Here is a 25620-nt window from a genome sequence, read left to right as displayed (position 1 = left end):
GCGCAACTTTTGGCAAATCGGTTGATGGAGAGCAACATGTCTTCACTGAGACAAATCGCGTTCTACGGGAAGGGCGGCATCGGCAAGTCGACCACTTCGCAGAACACGCTGGCGGCGCTGGCCGAGATGGGTCAGAAAATTCTGATTGTAGGGTGCGACCCGAAAGCGGACTCGACCCGCTTGATTCTGCACGCCAAGGCACAAGACACGATTTTGAGCCTTGCAGCGAGCGCCGGCAGCGTTGAAGACCTCGAGCTCGAGGACGTAATGAAGGTGGGCTACAAGGACATTCGCTGCGTGGAGTCCGGTGGTCCTGAGCCGGGTGTCGGCTGCGCCGGCCGCGGCGTCATCACCTCGATCAATTTCCTGGAGGAGAACGGCGCCTACGAGAACATTGACTATGTCTCATACGACGTGCTCGGCGACGTCGTTTGCGGTGGCTTTGCGATGCCAATCCGCGAGAACAAGGCGCAGGAAATCTATATCGTGATGTCCGGTGAGATGATGGCGATGTATGCCGCGAACAACATTTCCAAGGGCATCTTGAAATACGCGAACTCTGGCGGCGTACGGCTGGGCGGTCTGATCTGCAACGAGCGGCAGACCGACAAGGAGCTGGAACTGGCGGAAGCGCTGGCCAAAAAGCTAGGCACTCAGCTGATCTACTTCGTGCCCCGCGACAACGTGGTGCAGCATGCCGAGTTGCGCCGCATGACGGTGCTCGAATATGCACCCGATTCCAAGCAGGCCGATCACTATCGCAATCTTGCGACCAAGGTGCACAACAATGGCGGCAAAGGCATCATCCCGACCCCGATCTCCATGGACGAGCTCGAGGACATGCTGATGGAGCATGGCATTATGAAGCCTGTGGACGAATCCATCATCGGCAAGACCGCCGCCGAACTCGCGGCCTCGTAAGGGTCGCGAGTCGCGGCCTTGTGAAGGCGCGCGACGGATGCCGGTCTCCCTCACCGCCCATCCCGGGGAGGCCGGCATTCTGATAATCGACCCTGACCAAAACCCGGATGTGGCGGGGGCAAACCTGACTATTGTGGAAACCCGCAGAATTATGTCCGAAGCGAACTTCCTTCAGTTGATGGCTGCTTGTGCCGATGATGCCAACAGCCGCATGCATAGGGGAATTGCAACCTACCGTCTACTCACCGGTGTGTCTCCTGCAGATGCCGATATTACCATTGACAGCAATCTGGATCGCCATGTCCTGGCGTCTATCCTGGCGGCTGCAACAATGGATGGTGGCTCCCTTCCCGAAAAGGCCGGCCTATCCGCCCTTGAACTGGCGGCCTTGCTGGAGCAGTACTTTCCCTCGCTTGAGATCAAGCTCGCGGAGCAGCTCTCGGTTTTCAAGTGCGAAGAGGACGAAGAGATTGCAATGCTGCGCGATCTCTTGCTCAAGCAGCGCTCGACGGAAGGGGATATCGGCCACTGGCTGGCTGCGATGATAGCGCGGCGCGCCATGGAGCCGGGCCATCTGTGGGAAGCTCTCGGCTTGCGCAATCGCGGCGAACTCTCTCGGCTGCTGAGCCGCCATTTCGCTCCGCTCGCCGCGCGCAATTTCAACAATATGCGCTGGAAGCGCTTCTTCTACCGCATGCTTTGTGAGAATGAAGGCCTCGTGATGTGCACAACACCCGTGTGCACGCAATGTGTCGACTTCAACCTCTGCTTCGGCGAAGAAAGCGGTGAGAGCCGGATGGCCGAGCGCCGGCGCGATTTTCTGTTGCAGGCGGCTCGGCCGCTCGTTGCTGGCGACTGGCCATCTGAACCGCCACATGGGTCCGCGATCGCCCCGTCATCCGAGAAAGCCTCGCCGGATTTGGTAAGCCGCGCGGGAGGTTGCGGGCGCGGCTGACGCCGTTTCGATGCGAGCGAGTGACCATGTGTGCAAGGCGGCGGCGGGCCCCAAGTGTTCCGCGACAATTCTCGATATCCCGGCGCGCCGCAATGGCATTTGCGTTCGAACTCGGCGTGGCAACAGGCAAGGCGTCCGCTTCATGAGCCTGTCGCATTTGCGACAATCCATTTGCTGAAGAAGGTCGAGGACCGAAGCGTTAGCTTCGTCAGTGGGTTGCCTGGGACGACGGGCTGGCATGCTGGTTGCTGAAGCTTAGCTACGTTAAACAATGAGGAGCTCTCGCGTGATTGCCGCCAGCACCGCCAAATCGTCTTGGTCCGACCAGGTGCGCGCCAAGCCTATCGTGCTCAACGACACGACATTACGCGACGGCGAGCAGGCACCTGGCGTTGCGTTCACCACAGAGGAAAAGCTGGCGATCGCGCAGGCGCTGGCGCTGGCCGGAGTCACGGAGATCGAGGCGGGAACGCCGGCGATGGGCAGCGAGGAGATCGCCGCCATCCGCGCCATTGTCGAAGCAGATCTTCCGCTGACCACCATAGGCTGGTGCCGGATGCGGGAATCGGATGTCGACGCGGCGATCGAAGCAAAGGTGTCCATGATCAATATGTCGATCCCGACCTCCGACGTTCAGATCGCGGCCAAGCTAGGTGGACATCGCGACCTGGCGCTGGAACGGGTGAAGCGAGAGGTAGGCTATGCCTGTGAGCACGGACTTGAGGTCGCCGTCGGTGGTGAGGACTCCTCCCGCGCCGACATCGATTTTCTCATCAGACTGATGGCAACCGCAAAAGCCGCGGGCGCGCGTCGCTTTCGTATTGCAGATACGCTCAGCGTGCTCGATCCCGACGCAACCTACGCGCTGGTCAGGAGTTTGCGTGCGACCACCGATCTCGAACTCGAATTTCACGGTCACAATGATCTCGGACTCGCAACCGCCAACACGCTCTCCGCCATCAAGGCTGGCGCGAGCCACGCCTCAGTGACCGTCATCGGGCTGGGCGAGCGGGCCGGGAACGCACCCCTAGAGGAAATCGCGGTCGCACTCAAGCAGCTCTATGGGCGCGAAACCGGCGTCATACTCCCGCAGCTCGAGAACGTCGCCGCGGTGGTAGCAGCCGCGGCCGCACGTGCGATTCCTATGAACAAGGCGATCGTCGGAGAGCATGTATTTACGCACGAATCCGGCATTCATGTCGATGGCCTTTTGAAGGATCAACGCACCTATCAATCGCTTGATCCCATTTTGCTTGGCCGCTGCAACCGCTTTGTGATCGGCAAGCATTCCGGACTTGCGGCGATCACCGCGTTACTCGATGAACTGAAGCTCGTCGCCAGCGCCGATCAAGCCAGACAGATCCTGTCGCAAGTCCGCAAATATGCCATCGAGCACAAGCTGCCGGTCGAGCGCGAAACGGTGGCGGCGATCTGGCGCGACGTGTGCGGATGCCTGGCAACCCACCCCGCGTGAAAAAGCCGTGTCGAGCAGCGTCTGGGTCGGCCAGTCGCAACAGACGCGCCGCAAGGACGGCGTCCGAGGTCGCTGATGGGTACGAACGGCGTCCAGCTTTCGCACGTCAGATTCCCTGGCGCGAACTCACCTCCAGATCTTACTTCCCATTCCGCCATACATGCTGTGATCTCCTACCCAATGGCGAGCCGTCTCCGGACTGCCAATCGGCGTCTTCTCGCGCGGCTGATCTCCGGTCCGGCGACCGTCCTGACGAGCGTCAACCTCGATCGTGGTTTGGCCATTGTTCCCGGATCTTCATCGGGGCTGACGTCGTCACCGGTGGACCTGTCGATCTGGGCTCTAGGCAGCGAAGTTGAGGGTACCGCTTTCCTGGGTCTGGCTTTGGCGATGCGCACCCGCTGTGCGAGGCGTGACGGCGGCAGTCAACAGGCGCCACCCCATCTCATTGTCCGAAGGAGAATTTTCGATGATCAACCCATCCCCGGCAGCCGGTATCCTGGATCGGCTCAGCAAGGCCTCGTCGGCAGAGGAGTTTTTTTCGCTGCTTGGCGTCGATTACGACCCTAAAATCGTGAATGTCGCGCGCCTTCACATCTTAAAGCGCATGGGACAATATTTTGCCAAAGAGCAATTTACTGGTGCCGCAGAGCCGGAAATCAGAGCTCGATGCAAGGCGATGCTGGAGCAGGCCTATGCCGATTTCGTGGCATCGTCACCGATCGACCAGCGAGTGTTCAAGGTTTTGAAGGATGCCGTCGCAGACTCTAACAAGGCCGCGGCCTTTGTCCCGTTGAGCGAGCTGAAGTGATCTCGCGCTCCACTGCAAGCAAGGTTTGCCCGACGGGGCGCGGTGGCAACCCGATGTGGTGCCGTCGTCGTTATCAGGGTCAACTCTCTGCAGCGATCACCCGAGCGGCGCCTGTCGTATTCCCGACCCATGTCTGGACTGGTCGTGTCCGCGGTATCAGCGGCTATTTCAAGTGTCTGCCAAACCATTACTTTCGACAGACTTTCAATGGTTTTTGCAACTGGTACGACACTTGCTGTTGTCCTGCCGATCCGATCATCGATGCCGACCGATGGTAGTCGTCCAGTGATGAGAGTGAAGGAAGACCCATGATGCTGCTTTTAGTGCCTGCCGAGCGCTGCGCCATCATCTCGTGGCCTACGATCGCGCCAAGTCCGTTCGAAACGGTCTTTGACGCGATCGAAGCTCCGTATCGACGGTGAGATGGTGGTCAATGGATAAGTCGTCCGTTCGCGCTACACCTGGAGAGGGTATGCACAGCACTGTCCACATCAAACCGACTCCCGATTCCGCTCAGAGTTGTATCCATCTCATGGCGGATAGCAACATGCGTCAGGAAGAGGGCCAGCGTCGGCCCATACGGGTCGTCGGCACTGGAGGCTCGGCATGGATTGCGTGACAGGTGCGCTGACAAGATCGACCTCGTCGTCACAGTCAATGTGGAGCCGCTGGGCCGAAAGTGAGGCGCAGGTATTGCGCAGCGAACGGACTAGCCAACTCAGGCATGAAAGCGACCGGTCAGAATCACCGCGGCGCCTTGGCCGCCGCGGTGGCGCTCGTCGAACCCGGCGCGCAAGAGAGTCCAGTGTGGAAGACCTCTCCAAATTCGGCCGGACCGGTACGTCTATCGCGACGACGCGTCTTGTTGGGCCGCCGGGTCGGACCAAGAAGACGAGGCAGAGCAGCCGGCCACTTGCTGACCAAAAGTGATCTTCAGTAAACGAAGCTAAAAAGCAAACCTGTGGCGCGGGGCGCGCCTACCTTTGAGGGAAATTTAGAGTATGAGCAATGTCACCAAAACGGCCCTGCCGGCGGCGGCCGGCCGTGCAGCAGCCAAAAAAGAACTGCCGGAGCACTTCAAGGCGTACAAGCACGTCTGGGTCTTCGTCGAGCTGGAGCGCAGCCAGGTTCATCCGGTTTCCTGGGAGCTCATGGGTGCGGGGCGCAGGCTTGCCGATAGGCTAAAGGTGAATCTTGCCGCTGTCGTTATCGGTCCGGAGGGGCAGCACACACGTAACGCCGCGCTTGAAGCTTTTTGCTATGGCGCCGATTTGGCCTATCTCGTGAGCGACAATGTTTTGTCAGATTACCGCAACGAATCCTATACCAAAGCGCTAACCGAACTCGTCAACACCTACAAGCCCGAGATCCTACTGTTGGGGGCGACGACGCTCGGTCGCGATCTCGCAGGTTCCGTGGCGACGACCCTGTCGACGGGGCTCACTGCCGACTGCACCGCGCTGGACGTCGACGCCGATGGTTCGCTTGCGGCAACGCGTCCGACCTTTGGCGGCTCGCTGCTCTGCACGATCTATACCTTGAATTATCGACCGCAAATGGCAACCGTCCGCCCGCGGGTCATGCCGATGCCTGAGCGTGTCGTACGCGATGCTGCTCGTATCTTCGTCCATCCGCTCGGCCTTGTCGAAGACGATATTGTCACAAAAGTATTGTCGTTCCTACCCGACCGCGATGCAGAAACGTCCAATCTGGCCTATGCCGATGTCGTGGTTGCGGGCGGTCTGGGACTGGGATCGCCTGAGAACTTTGGGTTGGTGCGCGAGCTCGCAACTCTGCTTGGCGCCGAATATGGCTGCTCGCGTCCTCTGGTACAAAAAGGGTGGGTGACGTCTGACCGGCAAATCGGCCAGACGGGGAAAACCATCCGGCCAAAGCTCTATATTGCCGCCGGCATTTCCGGTGCGATCCAGCACCGGGTTGGCGTGGAGGGGGCGGATCTGATCGTCGCCGTCAATACTGACAAGAACGCTCCGATCTTCGACTTCGCCCATCTCGCGATCGTCAGTGACGCCATCCAATTGCTACCGGCGCTGACGGCCGCATTTCGCGCCCGGCTTTTGCCGAACTCGCGCGCCCGGATCGCGGTCTAGAGGAGATGATGATGATTGAAGAGAGATTCGATGCGATCGTGGTCGGAGCCGGTATGGCCGGCAACGCGGCGGCATTGACCATGGCCAAACGCGGCATGAAAGTGCTGCAGCTCGAGCGGGGCGAATATCCTGGATCGAAGAATGTGCAGGGCGCCATCCTCTATGCCGACATGATGGAAAAGCTGGTCCCCGAGTTTCGAGAGGAGGCGCCGCTCGAGCGTCACCTGATTGAACAGCGGTTCTGGATGATGGACGATCGCTCCCATGTCGGCATGCATTACCGCTCAGAAGACTTCAACGAGGAACGACCGAACCGGTACACGATTATACGGGCCCAGTTTGACAAATGGTTCTCTTCCAAGGTGCGGGAGGCTGGCGCGACCGTGCTGTGCGAGACGACCGTCACCGAGCTCGTTCGGGACGAGCGCGAAAGGATCGTCGGTGTTCGTACAGATCGCCGAGACGGCGAAATACATGCCGATGTCGTCGTGCTGGCCGAGGGGGTCAATGGCCTGCTCGGGACGCGCGCGGGCCTGCGCGCGCGGCCGAGACCCGACAACGTTGCGCTCGCGGTGAAGGAGATGCACTTCTTGCCTCGCGAGACTATCGAGGCGCGCTTCAATCTCAAGGGCGATGAAGGCGTCGTGATCGAGGCGGCCGGTACCATTTCCCGCGGCATGACCGGGATGGGCTTCATCTATGCCAACAAAGAGTGCATTTCGCTCGGCATCGGTTGTCTCGTTGCCGACTTCCAGCGCACGGGCCAGACGCCCTACGGCCTTCTCGATCAATTCAAGAGGCATCCCTCTGTGGCGCCCCTGATAGCAGGGTCCGAAGTCAAGGAATATTCGGCGCATCTCATCCCTGAAGGCGGGTACAAGTCGATCCCGCAGCTTTATGGCGAAGGCTGGGTCGTAGTGGGCGATGCGGCTCAACTCAACAATGCCATTCATCGAGAGGGCTCTAATCTCGCGATGACTTCCGGCCGCATCGCCGCCGAAGCGATAGATCTGGTGAAATCGCGCGGCGAGCCGATGAGTGCAACAAATCTGGCGATATACAAGAAGATGCTGGACGATTCCTTCGTCATCAAAGATCTAAAGAAGTACAAGGATTTGCCGCCCCTGATGCATACGCACTCACAAAACTTCTTTCTCACCTATCCGCAGCTCATCTCCAAGGCGATGCAAAACTTTGTGCGCGTCGATGGCACGCCCAAGGCTGAGAAGGAAAAGGCGACCCTGAAATCCTTTGCCAAGGCGAGGTCATGGACGGGTCTGTTCGGCGATGCTTATCGTTTTGCACGGGCCTGGCGCTGACCGCGACAGCGTGAAGGTCAACAATGGAAGGTCAAAGCATGAATGTCGAACCCCCAGTGCGCGTCGAAGACAAGCTGTATTACAACCGCTATCTTGTCGACATCGGTCATCCTCACGTCAAGGTCCGTGCGCACACGACGCCATCACCGCAACTACTTGCACTTTTGAAAGCCTGCCCCGCGCGATGTTACGAGCTCAATGACGACGGCCAGGTCGAGATAACAGTTGACGGCTGCATCGAGTGCGGCACCTGCCGCGTGATCGCCGAGCCCACCGGCGACATCGAATGGAGCCATCCGCGCGGCGGATATGGAGTGCTGTTCAAGTTTGGGTGATAGTGGAACAAAGGGCCGTGGTGCGACCGCGGTTAGGCGACAGGATCTCACCGCATTTGTGGCGTATTCCGCGTCAGTTGCACTGCGCCTGGAACTGGAGCAAGACGCTCTTCATGCGGACGCTGCGCAAGACATGATTTGCAGATGTGCCGGTCGTTCGGGAGCCGCAAAGGACCGTTTGTCGCGCCACTGAGTGGCGCCACAACGCTGTCAATCGGATGGCAGAAGAAGGATCAGCCCCTCGCCTGAGAGGGGTTGGGCCCAGCGGCCTCGATTGCGATCGCCACTGACTGCATAATCGCGGCAAAGCGCACGGCGGCCTGGATCGCCTCGGAACTGACGCCCGAGGCTCTCAGTGTCTTCTCATGGGCATCGATGCAAGCACCGCAGCCGTTTATGGCGGAGACCGCAAGCGACCACAGCTCGAAATCCGATTTGTCGACGCCGGGATTGCCGATCACGTTCATACGCAGCCGTGGCGGCATCGTCTTGTATTGCGGGTTGGAAGCGAGGTGAGCGAAGCGGTAGTAGACGTTGTTCATTGCCATCACGGAGGCTGCGGCTTTTGCTGCGGCGATCTCCACAGATGTCATCACGGCGGCGGCAGCCGATTCGATCGCGGCAATCAGGTCTGCATTGCGGGTAGCAATCGCGCTCGCCAGCAGAAGCCCATATTTTCGTTGTGGCGAAAGCGTCTCATCGGCCGCCAAGGAGGTCAAGTTAAGCCTGACATCCTTCGCGAAATCGGGAATCCTATCGCTTAGTTGTTCGATCGAGGACATGCTGCCTCAAGCAACCTTCAAGGTTTCGCCGCCAATTTCGCGATTGCAGGGACAGAGCTCGTCGGTTTGCAGCGCGTCCAAAACGCGGAGCGTGTCCTTAGGATTGCGCCCGACACTGAGATTGGTCGCATAGACGTGCTGGATCGTATTTTGGGGGTCAACAATAAAGGTGTAACGATAAGCAACCCCTTCGGGTGAACGCACGCCAAGACCATCGACGAGCGTTCCCTTTGTGTCGGCAAACTGCCAGATTGACAGATTGTGCAGGTCAACATGTGAGCGCCGCCAAGCGAGCTTGCAGAACTCGTTGTCAGTCGAACCACCGAGTACAACCGCATCGCGGTCGGCGAATTCCTTGGAAAGCCGGGCAAACTCAGCGATCTCTGTCGGGCAGACGAAGGTAAAATCCTTGGGATAGAAGAAGATGATCTTCCATTTTTCTGGAAAGCTCGCTTCGGTCAGCGTCTCGAATGCACTCTGTCCTCCTTCTTCCTGCGCTTGAAAACCGGGCTTCACGCCTGTGATTTCGAACGGCGGCAACTGACTTCCAATTCCGAGCATGCTGTCCTCACAAATTTGTAGATCGTGACTTCACTGTTGAAGCAAACTATATGCCATCGGTTCTCGGGAGTGGATTCCAGCGGCTTTGATATGAACATGCTCGCGCGCTTGGAGAGTCGATCGGCGCTAATGAAAAATCAGTAGCCAAGCGCTTCGCTCCAACGATTCACGATCGCAAGGCAGCAGCGTGCCAACGCCCGCGCTGAAGCGTCGCCAGTCGGTAAGCTATTTCTTCGGAACGGCTGTCAGGACTGGTACGCCCTGGGGTGATCGCGTCAACGAATTAGGGGCGCAGGCCCCAGCTGCTTCTTGTTTGGCGAATTTGGTGATCATGAGGAGGTCGATCTTGTCGCGAAGTGCCCGGGAAAGGACAGCTGCGGCCCTGGCAAGCGCATTTGTTTCGAGATTACAGGAGCTCCGCTGCTGAGTGGCTGGGAAATCGAGATCTCTTGTCCCGTCGCAACGTCGATTGTGAGCATAACGTGCGTGACATTTGCGCGCCTCGAGTGTCGCTGCACGATGCCGCCGATGCGTAGGCCTTGCTGTGCGATATCCTGAGCGAACTCGGCGAGTAGCCTATCGGCACCGTCTTTTGGACGGTAGAGAATTGCCCACACTATTCGGATCTATCTCATCCAGATCATCGGTCACGGCTGGGATCCTGTTGATGTGTTTCTCGTGTCAGGGCATAGTGTCGAACGTTCTCATGCGGGTCGTGGCGGGCGTTGCAAGCACCGCTCGGCAGCCGCGGCGGAACGGCGCGAGCGACCTCGGCGAATACGTCCGCTCCATGCGGAGCCGTAGCGCATCAAAGGACCCGCGCGTGATGCGCGCCAAAAGCGGCACGCCAGAACGGCCACTTTCAACAGTCAGAACCAAGGTGACCTCAGCCTCGTCGAACGGCAGAGACGCTTTGATGCGTGCTGGAAGTACGTTGAGGATAGAGCTTGCACGCGGGCGCTCACACGCAATGCTGACGTCGCCCGCTGCGATGCGGAGCCGCAGCTGCGCGCCCGGTCTAAGCGGCACTCCAGGTATCAGAAGGCGTGCCTCCTTGAGGCGGAGCATGATCAGCCCATAGCGTCCGTCATAGCCGCCGACCACGGTATCAATACAGACTGCCGCTTCGCCGCGCCTGGCAAGCGCCGCATCGTTCTGAACGACATTGAGCGGCCCTGCCGCAGTCACGACGCCATCTTTCATCATTACAAGATGATCGGAAAAACGCTCGATATCGGCGATGTCTTGGCTGATGTAGATCATCGGCAGTGGGAGCTTTTCCGGCAGACGCTCGAGAAATGGCAGGATCTCGCATTTGGCGGAGCGGTCGAGCACAATGAGTGAATCGTCCAGAAAAAGCAGCATAGGCTGGCCTAAGAGCGCGCTGCCAAGCGCAAGTCGCTGTCGCGCAGCCGCGGAAAGATGCGATGGGGAACGCTCGAGCAGTGGCGCCAAGGCGAGCAATTCGACCACACCATCAAAATCGATCAGTGTCGGTGTCGATTTTGACACGTTATAAAGAAGGGTGCGCCGTACAGACCAATGAGAAAAAAGAGTCGGTGGCTGGAATACATATGCGACGGGACGCAGATGAGGCGGTCGAAATGTCTTCTCATCCTGCCAAATCTCTCCATCGACCGCACAAAATGCGTTCGGCAGACGCTGCACGCCAGCGATGCAGCGCGCCAGTGTGGTCTTGCCGCACCCGGGGGGACCAAAAATCGCTGGCCGAGGGCTTCTGCTGAATGTCCAATGGCGCGGCTGGATAGGTTTGACGGTAAAGATGTCGGCTCACGCCAGAGCTGGATATTGGTTCGGGACCGGAAATCCGCATCAACCGTCCCACAGCATTGGTAGCCGATTTGAAGTTTGCGCCGGGCCATAGTTGTGGCCTGCATTCTCGGGTGCGAGCAGCATCAAAGCCAAATCGATGAGGATGAATCGGATAAGCCCCATTGGAACTCCGGCTCCGCCGTCGCAACTGGTTGATCGCTACCCAGCAATCCGCGTGCCGTTTCAATGAATATTTGCGCGTCTAGCGGCGAGGGAGGTTTTGTATCGGTCTCCACCCGGCGTAAATCGCCGCATGTTATTGTAGGGCTTTGGACGCTCTCGTCACCAACCGCACATGCAGAAGCTACGAGATGGAAGCTGAGGATGATCGATGGCCTCTTGCATTGGAGATGGTGCGTTGGCGAACATGCGGCTGTAAAACTCGTCAATGATGCACAAGTCCATGCCATCCCATTTGGCGAACCTTCCGGTGTGTGCGGAGGAGAAGGCCGGCTGCGCGGCGCTTGGAAAAAAAAGATGATGTGAGATGATATGCTGTGGCCGCGAGCTGCGGGAGAACGTCTTCCTGGCAGCACCGATTGCGGGCGTATCTCAGAGCGCGTGAGCCTTTGTTGCAGCGCGAGATGACCCGGGATTGAGCTGCCGAAGATGGATAATTTTACAGGTCCCCAAGGAATTCTTGCGTCAGCGAACGAACGGGTTGGGGCTCGAGGCTCGCAATTGCGGCCTGCTGAATGCTCCAGCTTGGACCGCGATATCGCCTGATTCCGCTGCGGCAGCGCTATCTTCCTAGCTAATCACAACGTAGCGTGTTGCTATCGTGAAGGCCTATTTGTCTAAGGAGGGCTTTGGGGTTGCAATGGTCCGCGTTGGCAGTCTCGGGTAATCGATCTTTGGCAGCTGCCCCGTGAGCGAATTCAGAAACGCTACAATCTCGTCAGCTTCTTCATCATTCAGCTTTGAGCCAAGCTGAACCTCACTCATCACTCCAACTGCTTGCTTAAGACATGGAAGTAAGGAGGGCGCAATCCGACGTTACGCAACGGCGCCGAGCGGAAAACATACTCGTCCCCGAGATCCTTGGTGACGGCAAAACGACCCTTGTCCTCCCTCGGAAGCAGGCTTTCGGCGGGCTTTTCAATGATGCCGAACGGGAAGTATTCTTGTTCACCGGCGGGAGTAATCAAGGTCGCCTCGAAAGCCTCAATGGCCTTTGGCGAAATTTTCAAACGTAATTGGCGCCGCATCCTTGGGAAAAGCCTTACCGACCATAGCGACATAATCGGTCATCGAATTCAATGTTCTGAGCACGCGATCGGGCGTCGCATTCATTTCGACGCTCGCCTGGACAGGGCCTGCGGCCTGCGCCTTAAGATCCGCCGCGCGCCCATCCCAGAACTGCGCCACATTGAAGACTGCGTTATAGACTGTTGGCGCACGACGTGACCCCAGCTGCCAGCGATGACCAATCGACGTCGGGCCGGCATCTACCCCACCCGTCCCAAGGTCATGACACGTGTTGCAGCTAATAACCCCGCTCGCCGATAGCCTCGGATCGAAAAACAAGGATTTGCCGAGTGTGACCTTTTCATGGGTGATAAGATTGTCTTTCACCGCTGGAACGATTGAGGGAATCGGCTTGAAAATCCGCTTGGCGGCGCTCGTCAAATCCTCATTGGCGCCTGCTGGTGGCGAAACCAGAATGGCCGCGGCCACAACCACTTAATCTGCCGACCCTGGAAAACTCGCGTACCGCTAATTTCCTCATGTAAAGTCTCACTGTTCTTCTAGATCGTGGAATCGCGAACATAGCGCTCGGTCTCAGAAAGACCTGTCGCGGTCAACCGCGAATGGTCTCTTCCGTGTTCCGGCTAGGCTGCGGCCAGGCTGACGCTCTGCCGGTGTTAGTAGCAACCGGCGTGCCAGCGTTGCCCCCACTCGGCTCAATGTCGAAGCTGCTGAGCCGGTTTCAAGCAATTGCGCACCGTAAATAGCAGCAGGCCGCTTGAGCCTGTCATTGAGGGTACGTGACAGTTGCGACAATCACCATTCCAGGCACGGTATCCTGGCCTGTCGGTCCAAACCTCTGAGCTTCTCGGAAACCCATCGTAACGAACTCTTTGACTCTGCAAATCGGATCGCGAACAAAACGAGCTGCGTCGACGCAGCTTGTTGCTGATCGTCTCGAGCGTGCCCTTTGCGGCTTCAACCGCTTCAAGGCTAAGCGTCATCCATCAACATCGGTGACGTTCCCACCCCGGGGGCAGCCGGTCAGGCGTGCAGTTGTCGGGAGTTCGTCCTACTGCGCCCAACGAAGGCATGCCCGTCTCAGAACGATTCACACATGACGGACGCTCAAAGTGCTTGAATCGACCGTAGCGTCAGGTTGTAGGCCTTGCGAATGCAGAACGCCGTATTGGGAGCCAGCATCGCCACACATGCTAAACAGCCGATCTATGTTGGACCTCCATCTACGCAATGAGCGTGTTATGCGCGGCGGGACGATGATTCGGGAAGCCGTAACCATTGCGGCTGCCCCGCAACAGCGCGACCATGGCTGCCGAGGCGCCGGTAAACAGATTACGCTCGCGGAGGAAAGAATAACAGTTAATGACATGCGGCTTAAGGCAGATTTGGTGGGTCAAGAGCGACGAATGAGCTGGATTCCCAATGTGCATCGCCGTGCAGCCGCCCTCATTGCGATCGTGATCGCGATCGCGGCGACGTCGTGCACAGGCTACGCTCGCGCGCGAGATCGGCGGGCCGAGAAAGTCTTGACCTCGTGCAGACCAGACGTGATGCGCTTCTGTGACCGCTTTACAGGGCGTGGCGATGTGGACGTGGCCATGTTTTGTCTTAGGGACAATTTCAAGAACTTGCGCGGCGAATGCCGCCGCATGATGCCAATCGCGGCGGAGAGAAACGACCGACCGAGACGGCGTCTCCACAGGCGTCCGGTCGTCCTCCATCGAGAGTGAGGCGTCCGAGCGGCAGTCGCAGAAATCGAACGACAGTGAGGTGTTCCAGACTGACGGGATTCGGAGTTTGGCCCGCTTGGTGGCCGAAAGTCGATCGGGCTGAAGCATCAGCCCGCCGAGCCGCAGTTCATCTATCAGGAGGACTAAGCTCTGTGAATCGATTCGCCTCGATCAGCGATCGATGTGCGCCCACACGTGTTACGAGTTGTAATGTGCTCTGAACTTCGATTTCGTACTGCAGCAGTTGCGCGTTATTCTGAGCCGCCATTCGCTGACTTTGAGGCCGTCGTGAGATTGCCATCGGCTTGCTGTAACTGGTCGGAAGAGAATCTGCGTAAACTGTGGTTGTTGCCGCCGGACATTTGCAGAAGTCCGTGCTGCTCATCAATCTATGGCGTTGTGCTCGGCAACCAAGTATTTTCCGGCAGGTGGCTAAATCGGCTACAACTGGCAACAGATCGCCGGAATCCTGGCGTTGGATATTTCTTCAATAGCGGTCTTCTTCAGATTTCTCAGCTGGGAATTAGCCTGGTCTTGCCTGGCAGGCTCAAGGTACAGATACAGCTAGGAAGCCTCTTAGCCGCCCATCGACTTCCCGAAGGAACCGCTTGATGCCATTGCGGCGTTCTCGATGGGCGCTTCAGGGGAGTCGCTTCGCCCGATTGTAGTGCGTTTGGCCGAATACACTTTAGGGCTCAAGGTCAAAGGAAACGACGTCGACAAGAGCCGTTCAAAGGCAGAAAGCTGTTCAAGCAGACGCCTCTCAATGGCCTTGCGCTCCGCGTCAGGTAGGTCCCTTTTAAGGAATCGACGGCAGCGCCAGATTTCGTTCCGCAGCCATCTGATCTCACTTAATGTATCATCAATTGAAGTCATCACAGATCTAGTGCACTTCGTCCCTGGGGTATCAAGCATGTCTATTGTGACCGAGCGGTCCTTGGCTCCGCATTCCTGCCGAATAGTTGATCCGAGAACTTGCGACCTCCCGCCTGTTCTTCGCGGGAGTCGGCGAGCAGTTGGATGTATGCAGCTCTTATCAATCAATATCACCCTACACCGCGCGTGTGACGAGAAATCGAGGCAGATCCTCGCGTTTTCACGGCGCCGTGGTCGTGTGCCTTGCACAATTCCAGCGCTCCACAGGATTGATTGGTGCGCGAACACCGGAGAGTAGTTAAGTCCATGCCCGACACTCAGATGGCTCAAGCAGGAGCTGGTAATACACAACGCATGTCCCATGGTCGATGGCAGCGGAATATGCAAGCGTTTGACCGCTTTGTTGCCTGTCCGGGCGCTGGGCGCGACCTGATTTAGGCCAGCAGCTCGCGACCCGAACATAGCGATGTCGACCTCTAGCGGCCCAAGCGGCGTCAAGCGATGGCGGCTTCACTGCGAGCTCTGATCGTGGTCGGTCCCGCGCTGCTACGGCCATTCGCAGTCGCTTACGCCCGAAGTCCCCTGCCACATGACCGGGGCCAATTACCGATCCGTAGCCCGAACCAGCGGCGTCGCTGGATCTGCTGCCACTAAGCGCTCCTGTCAGCTGACAGCCCTGCCGAGGCGGCACTCTCCGCGTCAGGCGCGTCATCTTCGGGCACCGGTTGAGAGTAGTGCTTTCGACTTGCGGCCCTCGGCCACAAGCACTTGCTGCCCAATTCCAGGTGACGCTTCAGTTCAGCGTCGGACGTCTCTGGTCTACACTCAGGCTGCCAAAACGAATAGGTGACGGCCCGTGTTGCTTGCCGCAGACTGCTTTGCGAACGTTTGCTTAACAATGGCACGCTAGAGCGCTCGCACCGCGATTAGGGGGCACTCAGATGACTACGCCCATTCGGCGGAACTGGAGTCCAAAAGAACTATTCAATTCTCTTACGCCAGCGATGTTTAACGCCGCGCCGTCCGATGTACGTGCACGCTGGGATAAATTGTGGCCTGATCTGTACACGGAATATGACGCCCGGCACCTGAAAAAAGAATTAGCCGACAGAAACCTAATCGTTAGCGATGAGGCTACGGCATTCTTCAGCGCCTGGGCGATCGACGAAGAGCGCCACACCGATGGCTTCATCCGCATCATTGAACTCGTCGCTAATGGATCCGAAAAGGATCTTCGAGAGAGATTGGACGCTCGATCGCATGATTTTGGTCCGATCATTGAACAACTGTAGGACGAATTCTCCTTAATGGTTATGATCGCATTTGATGAGATGTGCACTTGCCGCGCCTATGCAGCAGAAAAGCCATTTTATGACGCCCTTGGAAACAACACGTTCCATCATTGGCTGCGGGAGGTAATTGCCGACGAGGCGGTCCACTCGATGAACGCCGTTAACGTTATCCGCGCCCGCTATCGCGACCGCATTGGTCAAGTCGGCACAATTCTCGATAATCTAATCCGCGCGGCCGATAATCTACGCTACTCAGGCACCTTCGTCCTGGACTACTTCGGCGCAGTGTACTCCAAAGAGCTGCTCGCCGACTCCCGCCTCGCGACCATGAGAAATATTGCCAAGCCACTCATCGTGTAGAGCGAGATGTGTAACAGCGAGCCTGCCGAAAATTGCACCGGCATCATATCGCCGCTCACTCCACGTTTTCTTCAGGTTTTCCATTCTGTCAGTTGACGTTGTCCTGAGCCGTTGTGCGCACGACGATCTGATCCAGCAGACCTTGATGATCTGCCAAGCCATAGTCGGACCGCGTAGCACCGCCTCGATTGCGCTTTCCACCGAGCTCGCAACCTGACGCTACGTAGGATTCGGTCGCTTCATGCCAATCTAGATAGCGGCAGCGATAGATAACCTATGGCAATCTCCGATCACCACAGGCAGACCGCTGATTTTTGGCGGCGCGCATTCCAGCCACCCACAAACCTCACGCAGATCACCAGCACAAGTGATTTAGTCCCCATTCTCGACCTGCATCGTCGTTGCGATCCAAGGACCTCACTCGCTTGATGTTGAAAACGCTCATCGCTTACAGAGCTCTCGCATCGAAGAGTCATTGGCCCTTCTTTCTGCCATGTTCGCACCCAAAGCAGAGATGCGCCGGTTGCGCACTTTGCGCGCGGCAATAGCGAGTGTCTCAGGAGATTTCCATGGTGAAGCCAGTTGTAATTGTGGTCGGCGCGGACAAGGGAGGAGTAGGCAAGACGACCGTATCGCGAACGCTACTGGACTACTTCAGCGTCAACAACGTGCAAACACGCGCATTCGACACGGAGTCGCCTCGGGGGACGCTGAAGCGCTTTTATCCCGAGATCACCGAGATCGTCGACATGACGACGACGGCGGACCAAATGAAGATCTTCGATACCCTAAACTCAGGGCTGTCCGTCACTGTCATCGATGCTCGCGCAGGCTTACTGTCCTCTGCGCTGGCTTCCTTGCGCGACATCGGATTTCTGGACTCGGCGCGGTCTGGCCAGATCACGTTTGCCGTGTTCCATATCCTGGGATCATCCATCGCTTCGCTAGACGAGATCGCTGAAACCGCGACCTTCATGAGCGGCGCAAAGTACTACCTAGTCAAGAACTTCATCAACGACACTCAATTCTTCCAGTGGGATCAAGCGACATATCATTCCTATTTTCACCGCATCAAACATGCGACTGAGTTGGTCATACCGAAGCTTAACGAGATGGCCTATGAGCAGGTGGAAGTCGCGTCCGTCCCATTCGTAGACTTCGTCGCAAATAAGGGGCGGAACGATGAACCCGCGAACAACTCCTTCGTGCTGCGCGGCTATGTCCGGCACTGGCTCGCAAATGTCTGGAGCGAATTTGATCGCATCAACTTGACGGAATTGGCAGGCGCCAAGTCCGCCACCCGGGCCGGCGAGAAGTAGTCGCATATTCGGCGAGCTCAGGTCGGACCCACGTACGAAACGAAATTGATCTGCTGGCTATGTTAGCGACCCCCATCTACATCATCTGCTCTCCTAGCCCGCAGGTCGGCAAAACTCTCATCGCTCGGGTCATGAGCGAGTTCTTGCTGCTGAAGAACGGCACAGCACTTTCGTTTGATGTCAACTTGAAAGAGCCGTCATTGCTCGACTACCTCCCCAACATCACGGAGACCGCAGATGTGATCGACACTTACGGCAAGATGCAGCTGATGGACCCTCTTGTCATCCACGATCGGGTACCCAAGGTAATCGATCTCGGCTTTCACGCCTTCGACGAATTCTTCAAGATGTGCGAGGAGATCGGCTTCATGAGGGAGGCGGCGCGCTGCTATGTCGCGCCTACCATCCTCTTCGTCGCGGGCGCTGACCGCATCTCCTTTCGCGGCTATGAGATGCTGCAGCGGCGAATTCCGCCGGCGTCGCTGGTCACCGTCCACAATGAATTCGTGCTGCGCAGCGGACTACCTGAAGCGATGGATGGCGAGCGGATGCTTCGGATTCCCGCACTTCCGCTGTTCCTCAAGAGATATATAGATCGGCTTAGCTTTTCCTTCACTGGATATCTGCGCAACGAGAAGGACTGGTCCACCGAGCTGCATCAATGGATCCGACGGAATTACAGTATGTTTCGAGATCTGGATTCGAGTGTGATTCTGCGAAAGTCCTATCGATCTCGGGGAACGGATATCGACAGCCTACGTTGCACAAGGGCTACTTGAGCTTCCGATCTGCTCGCCATCAATTCGTCCGGCCCATGAGTAGTCTTCAATCGCGTTGTCAACGGGACACAAACGAACGAATTCCGGTATACGAATCTTCAGTGGATCGCCGCATCCTTTGACCGATAAGTGTTGGACTGAAAGATCGAACAGCTGCATCTGCACTGGTGCGACACAGAGGTTCTGTATGTCTCGCTCAATGTAGCCGATCCACGTCGCGAAAAATGAGCTCGAGCATCGACTGCGCCTCGTTGATCGCGCGTGAAACACGTTCCAATATCCGTATTGCGATCTCTTCCGTCGCGATCAGTCCCGCTCTCTCGCAGGCTAACCCAAAATGATGCATCACCTGCTCGTCGGAGGGCGCGATCCGATTCTGCAACACTCTAGTCGTCAATGACGAGAGCATGTGCTCGACGACGTCATTCTCCGCCTGGCTCAAGACCTAGTCCTTTTGATTTTGTTCAGTTCTGTAATCTTTGGCCACCACATCGCGAGAAGTGTCGCCGAAGGATAGTCGTCGTCGACATTGCAGCTTCATGCCTGAACGCTGCTATCGAGAGATTCATTCTGTCGGTTACCTCACTGCTCGGACCATTTTTCCTCGGCACAGGCGCACGGCTTCAGATAGCGTGAGTTGCAGGATTCTGCGGCATTCCGCTCTTGTCGAGTGCCGACCGGATGATGCTGAAAATATGGAAAGCGCCCCTAATCCTGACCTTCCCAATCAGAACGTCATCAAGTTGCGACCCGCGAGAAGCTATTCTCTCACAAGCATTCCGGCCGGCCTGACCTTCGGCCTTTCGGCTCAACGCGTTGCATGTCGTGGCGTAGCTCCGCGATCTTCCGGCGCGGATGCTTTCCTCGAACCTCGGCAGAAATCTAGATTGAAACTCAAACCGCTGCCTTTTGCTGGAACACGGAATGATCGACGTTGCGTAGTTGATTGCCGCGCGTGACCACCACTCTTGAGAATTCAACGATGTCGCCGGCGCGAACGATTTCGCCTAGCGCCCTCGTGAGCCTGGTTTGAAAGGACATAAGACCTTCCGAGCTTTCACCGCAGCGCTCTGTGCGGCCATCAGTGCTGTCGGTCATCGCCTCTGACCGCTGGAGTATTTGCTTGCGAGCGCGGACTGTTCACCCAGCGCGCTTTCGCTGGACCGCTAAAAACGCGATTGCGGCTGAGGTCAGCCATATTCTGCTGCCTGCATCATTCCATCATCCATGCCACCTCGCGACTTACAACTGGTCAGTGTACTTGACAATGGCTGGCCCGGCGCCCGTGCCGACGATGCAAATGGCTTTCCTGGCCATCGCCCGCAAGCGAGAAAACTGGCAATCAGCAGCCCCCCGATCTCCATTTACAATGCGCCATCAACGCCTGCCACGCGGGCCTTTTTCTTTTACGCCTCAGGAAGCCTACAACCTGTCGCAACGTGAGAGTCAAGCTATCAAATCGGTCTTCTGAGGCCGACTCTGAACAGCGGATCTCGATAGCAATGATTGTCTGTGGAATGCTCACTTGGCTCGACACTGCGTCTAGCCGACATTTTACCTTGGATAACCAAGATCCAATCCCGGCGCGTGCGGTTCTTTGATTGGCTGGCGCGCCCCGTGGATCGCAGTCAGGCTGGCTCGCCTTCCTCAAAATCGCACCCCCGTGGCTTTCCCATTATGTTGACGAGAGAGTACTTCTGCGGATTCGCCGCAATATGCTCTATGTCGTCGCCATAATACTCCGCCAGCTTGTTCTCGAATAACGATCTTGAGATCTCAACCAGCGGCGGATCGGAAATGACGGAGTACGGGCGGGTTGCCGTCGAGGACCGGCCAGGGAGGGTAGGGATAGATCATTGATCAGCTGAAACATGATAGTTGGTTTTGCTCTATAGAGGGCGTCACTTCGGTGGCACCCTTCCAGATCCCGCTGATTATCGGCCGTCGGCAACCTGGCGGCTGTGCCGCGAGCATTTGCGATTCGCTCTTGCTCGCCACGCTATCTCGATCGGATCAAGGCGTTCCGGCTGTCAGCCACTGCTGCTGGGTTGGCGTTCTCAGTCTGCGTCTTGCCTTCAAGGACGAGCGACAGTTTGAGATTGTTGCGTTTGTGGGTTCAGCTGCGAGAGCTTGCTTATAGAGCTCCTGGGCCTTCCGATGGCGACCTTCGTAATCAAGAACCACAGCTTTGGCGTTTAATGTGCGCAGATCGCCGGGAGCGTCCAATAGGACGGTATCGAGCACCTCTAGCGCCTCGTTCGGGTGGCTGCGCTTCAGCAGGGCTCGCGCAAGAGCGATCGCTGCATCGATGTTGTTCGGTTGTTCCTTCAATGCATCGCGCAGCGTCGCTTCGTCAGCATCGCGACCGAGCGCCTGTGAAACGCCCTCGCGCATGGCAGGGTCGACCTCTTTGGCATCTGCTAAATCTGATGTGGACGGCTGTTGCGGTGAAAGGCCATGCCTATCCCGGCTAGCGCAGCCGGCCAGCAGCACAATAGCGAGCATCGCAAGCAGAGCCGGTCTCGGGCCTGAACTGGCAGAGCACAAGTATCGCCGGCACCTGGTTTCATTTGAATTCATAGGCCACTCACGAGGAACTGCTGCACACTCTTAGCTCGCAGCTGTTAGGAGCCCTCCCGAGGAAGGCGCCTTGGGAAGCTTAACGGATCCGATCGGTTGGACCGTGAAGTCCGCGGCGAGGTCTTGATAGGACAGAACAGGCAGGTCGATCCCGTTGCGCGTGAGAAAGCCGCGTACGAAACGCCGGATATCCATCGAACCGAGAACGACAGGCTGGCTCTTACTTTGCGCGATGGTCGCGTGGATTTGACGGAATTGTGCAAGCAGCTTCTCGCTCTGCCAATCATCCAAGACGAGGTATGGGCCGACGGCCGTTTCACGTACCGCGCTGCGGATGATTTCCTCGCTCTCGCGCTCTATGATAAAAGCAACCACGACGCGATGGGCATTCGCATACCGAAAGCAGATTTGCCGCTTTAAAGTAGCACGAACATATTCGGTGAGCAGGACGGCGTTTTGCTCGCGTTCGCTCCACTCTGCTAATGCCTCCAGGAGCAAGCGGGTGTTGCGGATCGGAATGCCTTCATCGAGCAAGCGGCGCAGGACCTCAGCGATCCGAGGGACCGTCGCCGTACGCAGCACCTCCTTTACCAGGTCAGGGTATTCCTGCTCCATCCGGGCGAGCAATTGGCGAGTTTCCTGGATACCCACCAGGCGCTGTGCATAGCGTGTCAATGTGGAATGGAGACGCAAGGCAAGAACTTCGCTTAGCCGATGATATCCGATTCCGGCGGCTTTGAGAGCGGCTGCATGCCGTTCTTCGATCCAGACCCGATTCGTCTCCGGGTCTTGCCGAAAGGGGATGCCGCTCAATTCGATGTTCGCCACATCGTCGTTGAGGGCCAGGTGCCCCGGATTGATCACATCGCGTTCAACTGGCACACTGTCGACGTCCACCCTGAATTGCGAGGTGGACAAGTTCTGGCCGATCTGGGCCGGGATGCGCGGAATGGTGATGCCAAGGTCTGCCGACACCATTGTTGAAACACGCGCAATGCTCTCTTCCAGCTCGTCTTTGTCGATCGAATCCGTCAGGTTCGGTGCAAGGAACAACGCAATCGGGAGTGCTTCCGCATGTACGGGTTGCTTCTGAGCCGCTGTGGGAGCCGGCGCCGAAGCCGCGCCGCCAGCTCCTGTTTTGGGAGCAGCCGTGTCACCTTTGGCGCCCACCTTGACGTAGCTTGCCGCAGCGAACAGGACGGCCAAGACGACAAACGGGGGCAAAGGAAAGCCGGGAACGAGCCCCATGAATGCCAAGACGCAGGCGGCTAGCCTAAGTGCCTGCGTGCTTGCGGTAAGTTGGTGAACGATATCGGCGCCCAGTTTCAGCTTGGAGGGCCCGTTGACGCGGGTGACAATGGTTGCGGCGGTAATTGACAGCAACAACGCCGGAATCTGCGAGATGAGTGCATCACCAATCGTCAGAAGCGTATATTGATGCAGCGCGTCATCGAGCGACATACCCTTAGAAAGTAGGCCGATGCTGATTCCGCCCAGCATATTAATGCAGATCACGATCAGCCCGGCGACGGCGTCGCCCTTAACGAACTTCATGGCACCATCCATCGCGCCATGAAGTTGACTCTCTTGCTCCAACGCGGCACGCCTGCGACGTGCTTCATGTTGATCAATGTGGCTGTTGCGCAGTTCGGCGTCGATCGCCATCTGCTTGCCAGGTAGCGCGTCAAGCGTGAATCGCGCCGACACCTCTGCGACGCGTTCGGCACCCTTAGCAAGAACCATGAATTGGACCATGGTCACGATCAAGAATATGACGATACCGACCGCAATATTGCCTGAAATGACGAAGTCGCCGAAGGTGTGGATGATGCTGCCGGCATCGCCCTCGGCAAGGATCAGCCGCGTTGTTGCGATCGTCAGCGCCAGACGAAATACAGTGGAGATCAGGATGACGCCTGGCAAGGATGAAAAATCAAGCGGTGTGCTGAGATAGAGGGCAACCATCAGCAGCAATATAGCAAAGCCAAGATTGAAGCCGATCAGCATATCGATCACGATGATTGGGATCGGCATGATCATCATTCCGATCGCCAGAAGCAGCATCAAGGCGACCATGAAATCTGGGTGGGCCGGCGCGCGCACGATGAAGCTACGCAAGACGTTGGCCATAAAAGATTCCCATTACTGTTTGATAAGGGCTGTGCTCGAGCGCAATGACACATAGCGCTGGAAAACCTCGCGAGCCTCGGCCATGCGGCCAGCTTGCCGCAGGGCGTGACTGCGCAACAGCGTCATCGGTATGCGGGAAGAGGGTTGCGTATCAAGTGCGTCCAGCCGGTCCAACACATCGAGCGCTTCGTCGCCTAGGCGCTCGGAGATAAGCGTGTAGGCTAGAATGCGGAGTAGACCGACGTCGTTGGAATGCTCGCGAGCCGCGATTCGCAACAGAGCCAGGCTCTGTGCGCTCTGCCCGCACGCGAGGTGGACATAGGAGAGGGCGCAGAGCAGGTCGCGCTCCGGCCCGGAGATCGACAGAATATCGCCGGATTTGGGGACTTCTGGAACTGCGGGCGCGGGGACATGCTGCAATCCATCAGGATCGGCCATCGCTAGCCCTTGATTAAGCTGTTTTGATTCTGCCGAAGCATCAATAAGCGCTGAAGTTCCTGCTGCAGGATCGCCAAACACTCACGCGCCGTCTTGTCATCCGGCGTCGCCTCCAACGTGCGGGTCAAGCGCTCCAGAAGAACACCATGCTTGTCGGCGCGCAGCACGTCCGGATGACGGAGGCGTGGAACGACGAAGGAGAGTAGGCCGCGTGACAGATTGGGGCCATAAAGCGAAGCCAATACCGTGCGTGGATCAACCTCATTTGCCCCTGCGTCGCTTTCGAACAAAGCGACGCGCGAGATGGCACCGACGGAGTTGACCTCGAGCGCCGCTTCGGTCGCACCATCAATTGGCAAATGATACGAATACGTATCGCGCCACGACGCGCGTTTCGTGCCGCCATCCGCATGAACGCCTCCGACTTCGATTTGGTCACCATGTGACGGAGGCGAGCCGATGACCGGCGCGTGCTGGCCCACATCTAATCCCTGCGACGAGGTGCCGGGCCCTACGGCGTGCTGGGGCAGCCTAGCCATTGCCTTCTCCTTCTTTCTTGCAGGGTAGAGATCTTAATATGGCAAAGCGGCAGATCGGCCATTGCGACTGAGCAGAACTCGTCCATCCTCAATTCGATCAACGGTCCATCCATTACTCAAGAGCGCGCCGACGAAATACTTCTGGCCGGCAATAAGCAGATAAGGTTCGCTTCCGCGCCAGACAGCTTGGACAGCAATCGAAGACGGCATCTTCTCCTCTTTCATCGTGACAGCATTCACAAGGGTAGGAGTGCCGTTGGTTTGATGATCAAACCATTGCTGGATTTCGTTCCATTTTGCGGCGAGGCTCGGCGCAATTGTGCCTTCCGCGGTCACAACGCCGAGCCCCGCCCCGATCTTGACATCAAGAAGGCCCGCTCGTTCGACCTGCTGCCGCAGCGATTCGGCTATTCGATCAGCAGCCCTTGCATCAAAAAGGTCGACTGTTGGTTTGGCGGCAATCTCGACCGCGCGCGATGACTCAGTGCTTAGCGCCACCGCGCTATCGCTGGGGGCGAACATAGTTGAGACGGTGCCGATCACCACAGGGATGAGCAAAATCAGGCTGAGTGCCGCGATCGAGCTGCGCGAGCGCTTGCTCGAAGCAACTGGCTGGAAATCCAATTTCGACCAGCGGATGGACATCGCGCCAACATGAACGACCGCAGGAAGGGGCACACTGACGCGCTCGCCCGAAGTGATGCTCTCGTGACCGTCTATGCGGATATCGGCAGCGAGTGCCTCGACCTCAATCGAATCGCGCTGCGGGATGATGCGGAGGTGATGCGGTTCGAGCCCTTGTTCAACGAAGATAATGTCGGCATCGAGGCCGCTGCCGACAATGCTGCCGTCGCCCGCCTTGCCCTTGAGGCCGGTATAGAGCCCCGAAAGCACCTCGAACTCGAGGGAAATCGATTCGTTCACGGACAATCTCCTGAATAACGAGAGAAGCCGTACGGCAGTGCCGTACGGCTCATCCAGATTTCGTCATTCACAGCGCGGCGACGGTAGCAACGCGGTGAGCCAGCCGTCTTGCAGAATTACTGGACACGCTCGTCGGCGACCTTCTTCTCGGACGAGAGTTCGGTCGTGATTCTGCGCATCGCCACGGCCTGGGCCTGAACCTTCTGGCTAACACGCTCGAATTCAGCCATCTGATTCTGGAAGCCCGCATCACCGGTCTGCTGGGCACCAGCAGCGCCGCCATTGCCGCCAACATTGTCAACCGCCATGTCTATTCACCTTTCTTTTCGGATATCGTTGGGG

General features: G+C 57.6%; 24 protein-coding genes and 2 pseudogenes. 12 read left to right on the top strand and 14 right to left on the bottom strand.

What is annotated here, in order from left to right; all coding sequences use genetic code 11:
- Positions 1-36 precede the first annotated feature (36 nt).
- From nifH to YU9_RS0102870, 7 genes are all read left to right on the top strand, one after another.
- Positions 37-921 carry a nitrogenase iron protein gene (nifH, locus tag YU9_RS0102900; protein ID WP_027571409.1) on the top strand — a complete coding sequence of 295 codons (885 nt, stop codon included), beginning with the start codon at positions 37-39 and terminating at the stop codon, positions 919-921.
- Positions 922-1072: 151 nt separating this feature from the next.
- Positions 1073-1876: a nitrogen fixation protein NifQ gene (locus tag YU9_RS0102895; protein WP_027571408.1), complete on the top strand. Its 804-nt coding sequence runs from the start codon at positions 1073-1075 to the stop codon at positions 1874-1876.
- A gap of 286 nt (positions 1877-2162) precedes the next feature.
- Positions 2163-3350: a homocitrate synthase gene (nifV, locus tag YU9_RS0102890; protein WP_027571407.1), complete on the top strand. Its 1188-nt coding sequence runs from the start codon at positions 2163-2165 to the stop codon at positions 3348-3350.
- 469 nt (positions 3351-3819) lie between these two features.
- Positions 3820-4161, top strand: coding sequence for a nitrogenase stabilizing/protective protein NifW (nifW, locus tag YU9_RS0102885; protein WP_027571406.1), 342 nt, complete (start codon positions 3820-3822; stop codon positions 4159-4161).
- Between the two features lie 1001 nt (positions 4162-5162).
- A complete protein-coding gene (locus tag YU9_RS0102880) occupies positions 5163-6272 on the top strand; it encodes an electron transfer flavoprotein subunit alpha/FixB family protein (protein WP_027571405.1) in 1110 nt (369 codons plus the stop codon).
- Positions 6273-6283: 11 nt separating this feature from the next.
- Positions 6284-7591, top strand: a complete 1308-nt coding sequence (locus tag YU9_RS0102875; protein ID WP_027571404.1) for an FAD-dependent oxidoreductase — start codon at positions 6284-6286, stop codon at positions 7589-7591.
- Positions 7592-7629: 38 nt separating this feature from the next.
- A complete protein-coding gene (locus tag YU9_RS0102870) occupies positions 7630-7926 on the top strand; it encodes a ferredoxin family protein (protein WP_027571403.1) in 297 nt (98 codons plus the stop codon).
- A 233-nt stretch (positions 7927-8159) separates the two neighbouring features.
- Here YU9_RS0102870 and YU9_RS0102865 read toward each other — a convergent pair whose 3' ends face one another.
- The 4 genes and pseudogenes from YU9_RS0102865 to YU9_RS40795 all read right to left on the bottom strand — a co-directional run bounded on the left by YU9_RS0102865 (position 8160) and on the right by YU9_RS40795 (position 10991).
- On the bottom strand, positions 8160-8708 hold the full coding sequence (locus YU9_RS0102865) for a carboxymuconolactone decarboxylase family protein (protein WP_027571402.1): 549 nt from the start codon (positions 8706-8708) through the stop codon (positions 8160-8162).
- Positions 8709-8714: 6 nt separating this feature from the next.
- The gene (locus YU9_RS0102860; RefSeq protein ID WP_027571401.1) at positions 8715-9269 is read right to left on the bottom strand and encodes a peroxiredoxin; all 555 of its coding nucleotides are present in this window, start codon (positions 9267-9269) and stop codon (positions 8715-8717) included.
- Positions 9270-9494: 225 nt separating this feature from the next.
- Positions 9495-9886 (bottom strand): annotated as a pseudogene (locus YU9_RS50975) (DUF2478 domain-containing protein).
- A gap of 64 nt (positions 9887-9950) precedes the next feature.
- The gene (locus tag YU9_RS40795; protein ID WP_245266296.1) at positions 9951-10991 is read right to left on the bottom strand and encodes a molybdenum ABC transporter ATP-binding protein; all 1041 of its coding nucleotides are present in this window, start codon (positions 10989-10991) and stop codon (positions 9951-9953) included.
- Positions 10992-11426: 435 nt separating this feature from the next.
- On the opposite strand from YU9_RS40795, the gene YU9_RS47365 reads away from it, so the two are divergent.
- A complete protein-coding gene (locus YU9_RS47365; RefSeq protein WP_156951641.1) occupies positions 11427-11588 on the top strand; it encodes a hypothetical protein in 162 nt (53 codons plus the stop codon).
- A gap of 303 nt (positions 11589-11891) precedes the next feature.
- Here the strand turns inward: YU9_RS47365 and YU9_RS40790 are convergent.
- Positions 11892-12779 (bottom strand): annotated as a pseudogene (locus YU9_RS40790) (cytochrome-c peroxidase).
- A gap of 755 nt (positions 12780-13534) precedes the next feature.
- Entirely contained in the window at positions 13535-14149 is a 615-nt protein-coding gene (locus tag YU9_RS47360) for a hypothetical protein (protein WP_156951640.1), read from the bottom strand.
- Positions 14150-15858: 1709 nt separating this feature from the next.
- On the opposite strand from YU9_RS47360, the gene YU9_RS49715 reads away from it, so the two are divergent.
- The 4 genes from YU9_RS49715 to YU9_RS0102830 all read left to right on the top strand — a co-directional run bounded on the left by YU9_RS49715 (position 15859) and on the right by YU9_RS0102830 (position 18667).
- Entirely contained in the window at positions 15859-16209 is a 351-nt protein-coding gene (locus tag YU9_RS49715) for a hypothetical protein (RefSeq protein WP_245266290.1), read from the top strand.
- 15 nt (positions 16210-16224) lie between these two features.
- Entirely contained in the window at positions 16225-16569 is a 345-nt protein-coding gene (locus YU9_RS49710) for a hypothetical protein (protein WP_245266289.1), read from the top strand.
- Between the two features lie 569 nt (positions 16570-17138).
- Positions 17139-17888 carry a hypothetical protein gene (locus YU9_RS0102835; protein WP_027571400.1) on the top strand — a complete coding sequence of 250 codons (750 nt, stop codon included), beginning with the start codon at positions 17139-17141 and terminating at the stop codon, positions 17886-17888.
- Between the two features lie 59 nt (positions 17889-17947).
- On the top strand, positions 17948-18667 hold the full coding sequence (locus tag YU9_RS0102830) for a hypothetical protein (RefSeq protein WP_027571399.1): 720 nt from the start codon (positions 17948-17950) through the stop codon (positions 18665-18667).
- Positions 18668-18863: 196 nt separating this feature from the next.
- Here YU9_RS0102830 and YU9_RS0102825 read toward each other — a convergent pair whose 3' ends face one another.
- From YU9_RS0102825 to YU9_RS0102790, 8 genes are all read right to left on the bottom strand, one after another.
- Positions 18864-19109, bottom strand: a complete 246-nt coding sequence (locus tag YU9_RS0102825; protein WP_027571398.1) for a hypothetical protein — start codon at positions 19107-19109, stop codon at positions 18864-18866.
- 452 nt (positions 19110-19561) lie between these two features.
- Positions 19562-19765, bottom strand: coding sequence for a hypothetical protein (locus YU9_RS0102820; protein ID WP_027571397.1), 204 nt, complete (start codon positions 19763-19765; stop codon positions 19562-19564).
- A gap of 915 nt (positions 19766-20680) precedes the next feature.
- Positions 20681-21061: a tetratricopeptide repeat protein gene (locus tag YU9_RS40770; protein WP_245266288.1), complete on the bottom strand. Its 381-nt coding sequence runs from the start codon at positions 21059-21061 to the stop codon at positions 20681-20683.
- Between the two features lie 216 nt (positions 21062-21277).
- Positions 21278-23377 carry a type III secretion system export apparatus subunit SctV gene (gene sctV, locus YU9_RS0102810; RefSeq protein ID WP_027571396.1) on the bottom strand — a complete coding sequence of 700 codons (2100 nt, stop codon included), beginning with the start codon at positions 23375-23377 and terminating at the stop codon, positions 21278-21280.
- A gap of 12 nt (positions 23378-23389) precedes the next feature.
- Positions 23390-23815, bottom strand: coding sequence for a M48 family metallopeptidase (locus YU9_RS0102805; RefSeq protein WP_027571395.1), 426 nt, complete (start codon positions 23813-23815; stop codon positions 23390-23392).
- A 2-nt stretch (positions 23816-23817) separates the two neighbouring features.
- Positions 23818-24354: a hypothetical protein gene (locus YU9_RS0102800; protein WP_027571394.1), complete on the bottom strand. Its 537-nt coding sequence runs from the start codon at positions 24352-24354 to the stop codon at positions 23818-23820.
- A gap of 33 nt (positions 24355-24387) precedes the next feature.
- Positions 24388-25278, bottom strand: a complete 891-nt coding sequence (locus YU9_RS0102795; RefSeq protein WP_027571393.1) for a hypothetical protein — start codon at positions 25276-25278, stop codon at positions 24388-24390.
- A gap of 116 nt (positions 25279-25394) precedes the next feature.
- Positions 25395-25586 carry a hypothetical protein gene (locus YU9_RS0102790; protein ID WP_027571392.1) on the bottom strand — a complete coding sequence of 64 codons (192 nt, stop codon included), beginning with the start codon at positions 25584-25586 and terminating at the stop codon, positions 25395-25397.
- Between the last annotated feature and the right edge of the window lie 34 nt (positions 25587-25620).

It is taken from the genome of Bradyrhizobium sp. WSM1743 (assembly GCF_000473065.1).
Taxonomy (GTDB): domain Bacteria; phylum Pseudomonadota; class Alphaproteobacteria; order Rhizobiales; family Xanthobacteraceae; genus Bradyrhizobium.
The sequence above is the reverse complement of the archived record's forward strand: the minus strand, read 5'-3'. Positions and strand labels throughout refer to the sequence as shown.

Bases quoted from the DNA above. Each gene is read 5' to 3' on its own strand.
- YU9_RS49715 (WP_245266290.1), top strand. From the start codon at position 15,859: ATGACTACGCCCATTCGGCGGAACTGGAGTCCAAAAGAACTATTCAAT.
- YU9_RS47360 (WP_156951640.1), bottom strand. From the start codon at position 14,149: ATGCTTCAGCCCGATCGACTTTCGGCCACCAAGCGGGCCAAACTCCGA.
- YU9_RS0102875 (WP_027571404.1), top strand. From the start codon at position 6,284: ATGATTGAAGAGAGATTCGATGCGATCGTGGTCGGAGCCGGTATGGCC.
- YU9_RS40770 (WP_245266288.1), bottom strand. From the start codon at position 21,061: ATGCGCGAGGGCGTTTCACAGGCGCTCGGTCGCGATGCTGACGAAGCG.
- YU9_RS49710 (WP_245266289.1), top strand. From the start codon at position 16,225: ATGGTTATGATCGCATTTGATGAGATGTGCACTTGCCGCGCCTATGCA.
- YU9_RS0102835 (WP_027571400.1), top strand. From the start codon at position 17,139: ATGGTGAAGCCAGTTGTAATTGTGGTCGGCGCGGACAAGGGAGGAGTA.
- YU9_RS0102865 (WP_027571402.1), bottom strand. From the start codon at position 8,708: ATGTCCTCGATCGAACAACTAAGCGATAGGATTCCCGATTTCGCGAAG.
- YU9_RS47365 (WP_156951641.1), top strand. From the start codon at position 11,427: ATGATCGATGGCCTCTTGCATTGGAGATGGTGCGTTGGCGAACATGCG.
- YU9_RS0102860 (WP_027571401.1), bottom strand. From the start codon at position 9,269: ATGCTCGGAATTGGAAGTCAGTTGCCGCCGTTCGAAATCACAGGCGTG.
- YU9_RS0102830 (WP_027571399.1), top strand. From the start codon at position 17,948: ATGTTAGCGACCCCCATCTACATCATCTGCTCTCCTAGCCCGCAGGTC.
- YU9_RS0102790 (WP_027571392.1), bottom strand. From the start codon at position 25,586: ATGGCGGTTGACAATGTTGGCGGCAATGGCGGCGCTGCTGGTGCCCAG.
- nifW (WP_027571406.1), top strand. From the start codon at position 3,820: ATGATCAACCCATCCCCGGCAGCCGGTATCCTGGATCGGCTCAGCAAG.
- YU9_RS0102870 (WP_027571403.1), top strand. From the start codon at position 7,630: ATGAATGTCGAACCCCCAGTGCGCGTCGAAGACAAGCTGTATTACAAC.
- nifH (WP_027571409.1), top strand. From the start codon at position 37: ATGTCTTCACTGAGACAAATCGCGTTCTACGGGAAGGGCGGCATCGGC.
- YU9_RS0102880 (WP_027571405.1), top strand. From the start codon at position 5,163: ATGAGCAATGTCACCAAAACGGCCCTGCCGGCGGCGGCCGGCCGTGCA.
- sctV (WP_027571396.1), bottom strand. From the start codon at position 23,377: ATGGCCAACGTCTTGCGTAGCTTCATCGTGCGCGCGCCGGCCCACCCA.
- YU9_RS0102820 (WP_027571397.1), bottom strand. From the start codon at position 19,765: ATGACCGACAGCACTGATGGCCGCACAGAGCGCTGCGGTGAAAGCTCG.
- YU9_RS0102805 (WP_027571395.1), bottom strand. From the start codon at position 23,815: ATGGCCGATCCTGATGGATTGCAGCATGTCCCCGCGCCCGCAGTTCCA.
- YU9_RS0102895 (WP_027571408.1), top strand. From the start codon at position 1,073: ATGTCCGAAGCGAACTTCCTTCAGTTGATGGCTGCTTGTGCCGATGAT.
- YU9_RS0102800 (WP_027571394.1), bottom strand. From the start codon at position 24,354: ATGGCTAGGCTGCCCCAGCACGCCGTAGGGCCCGGCACCTCGTCGCAG.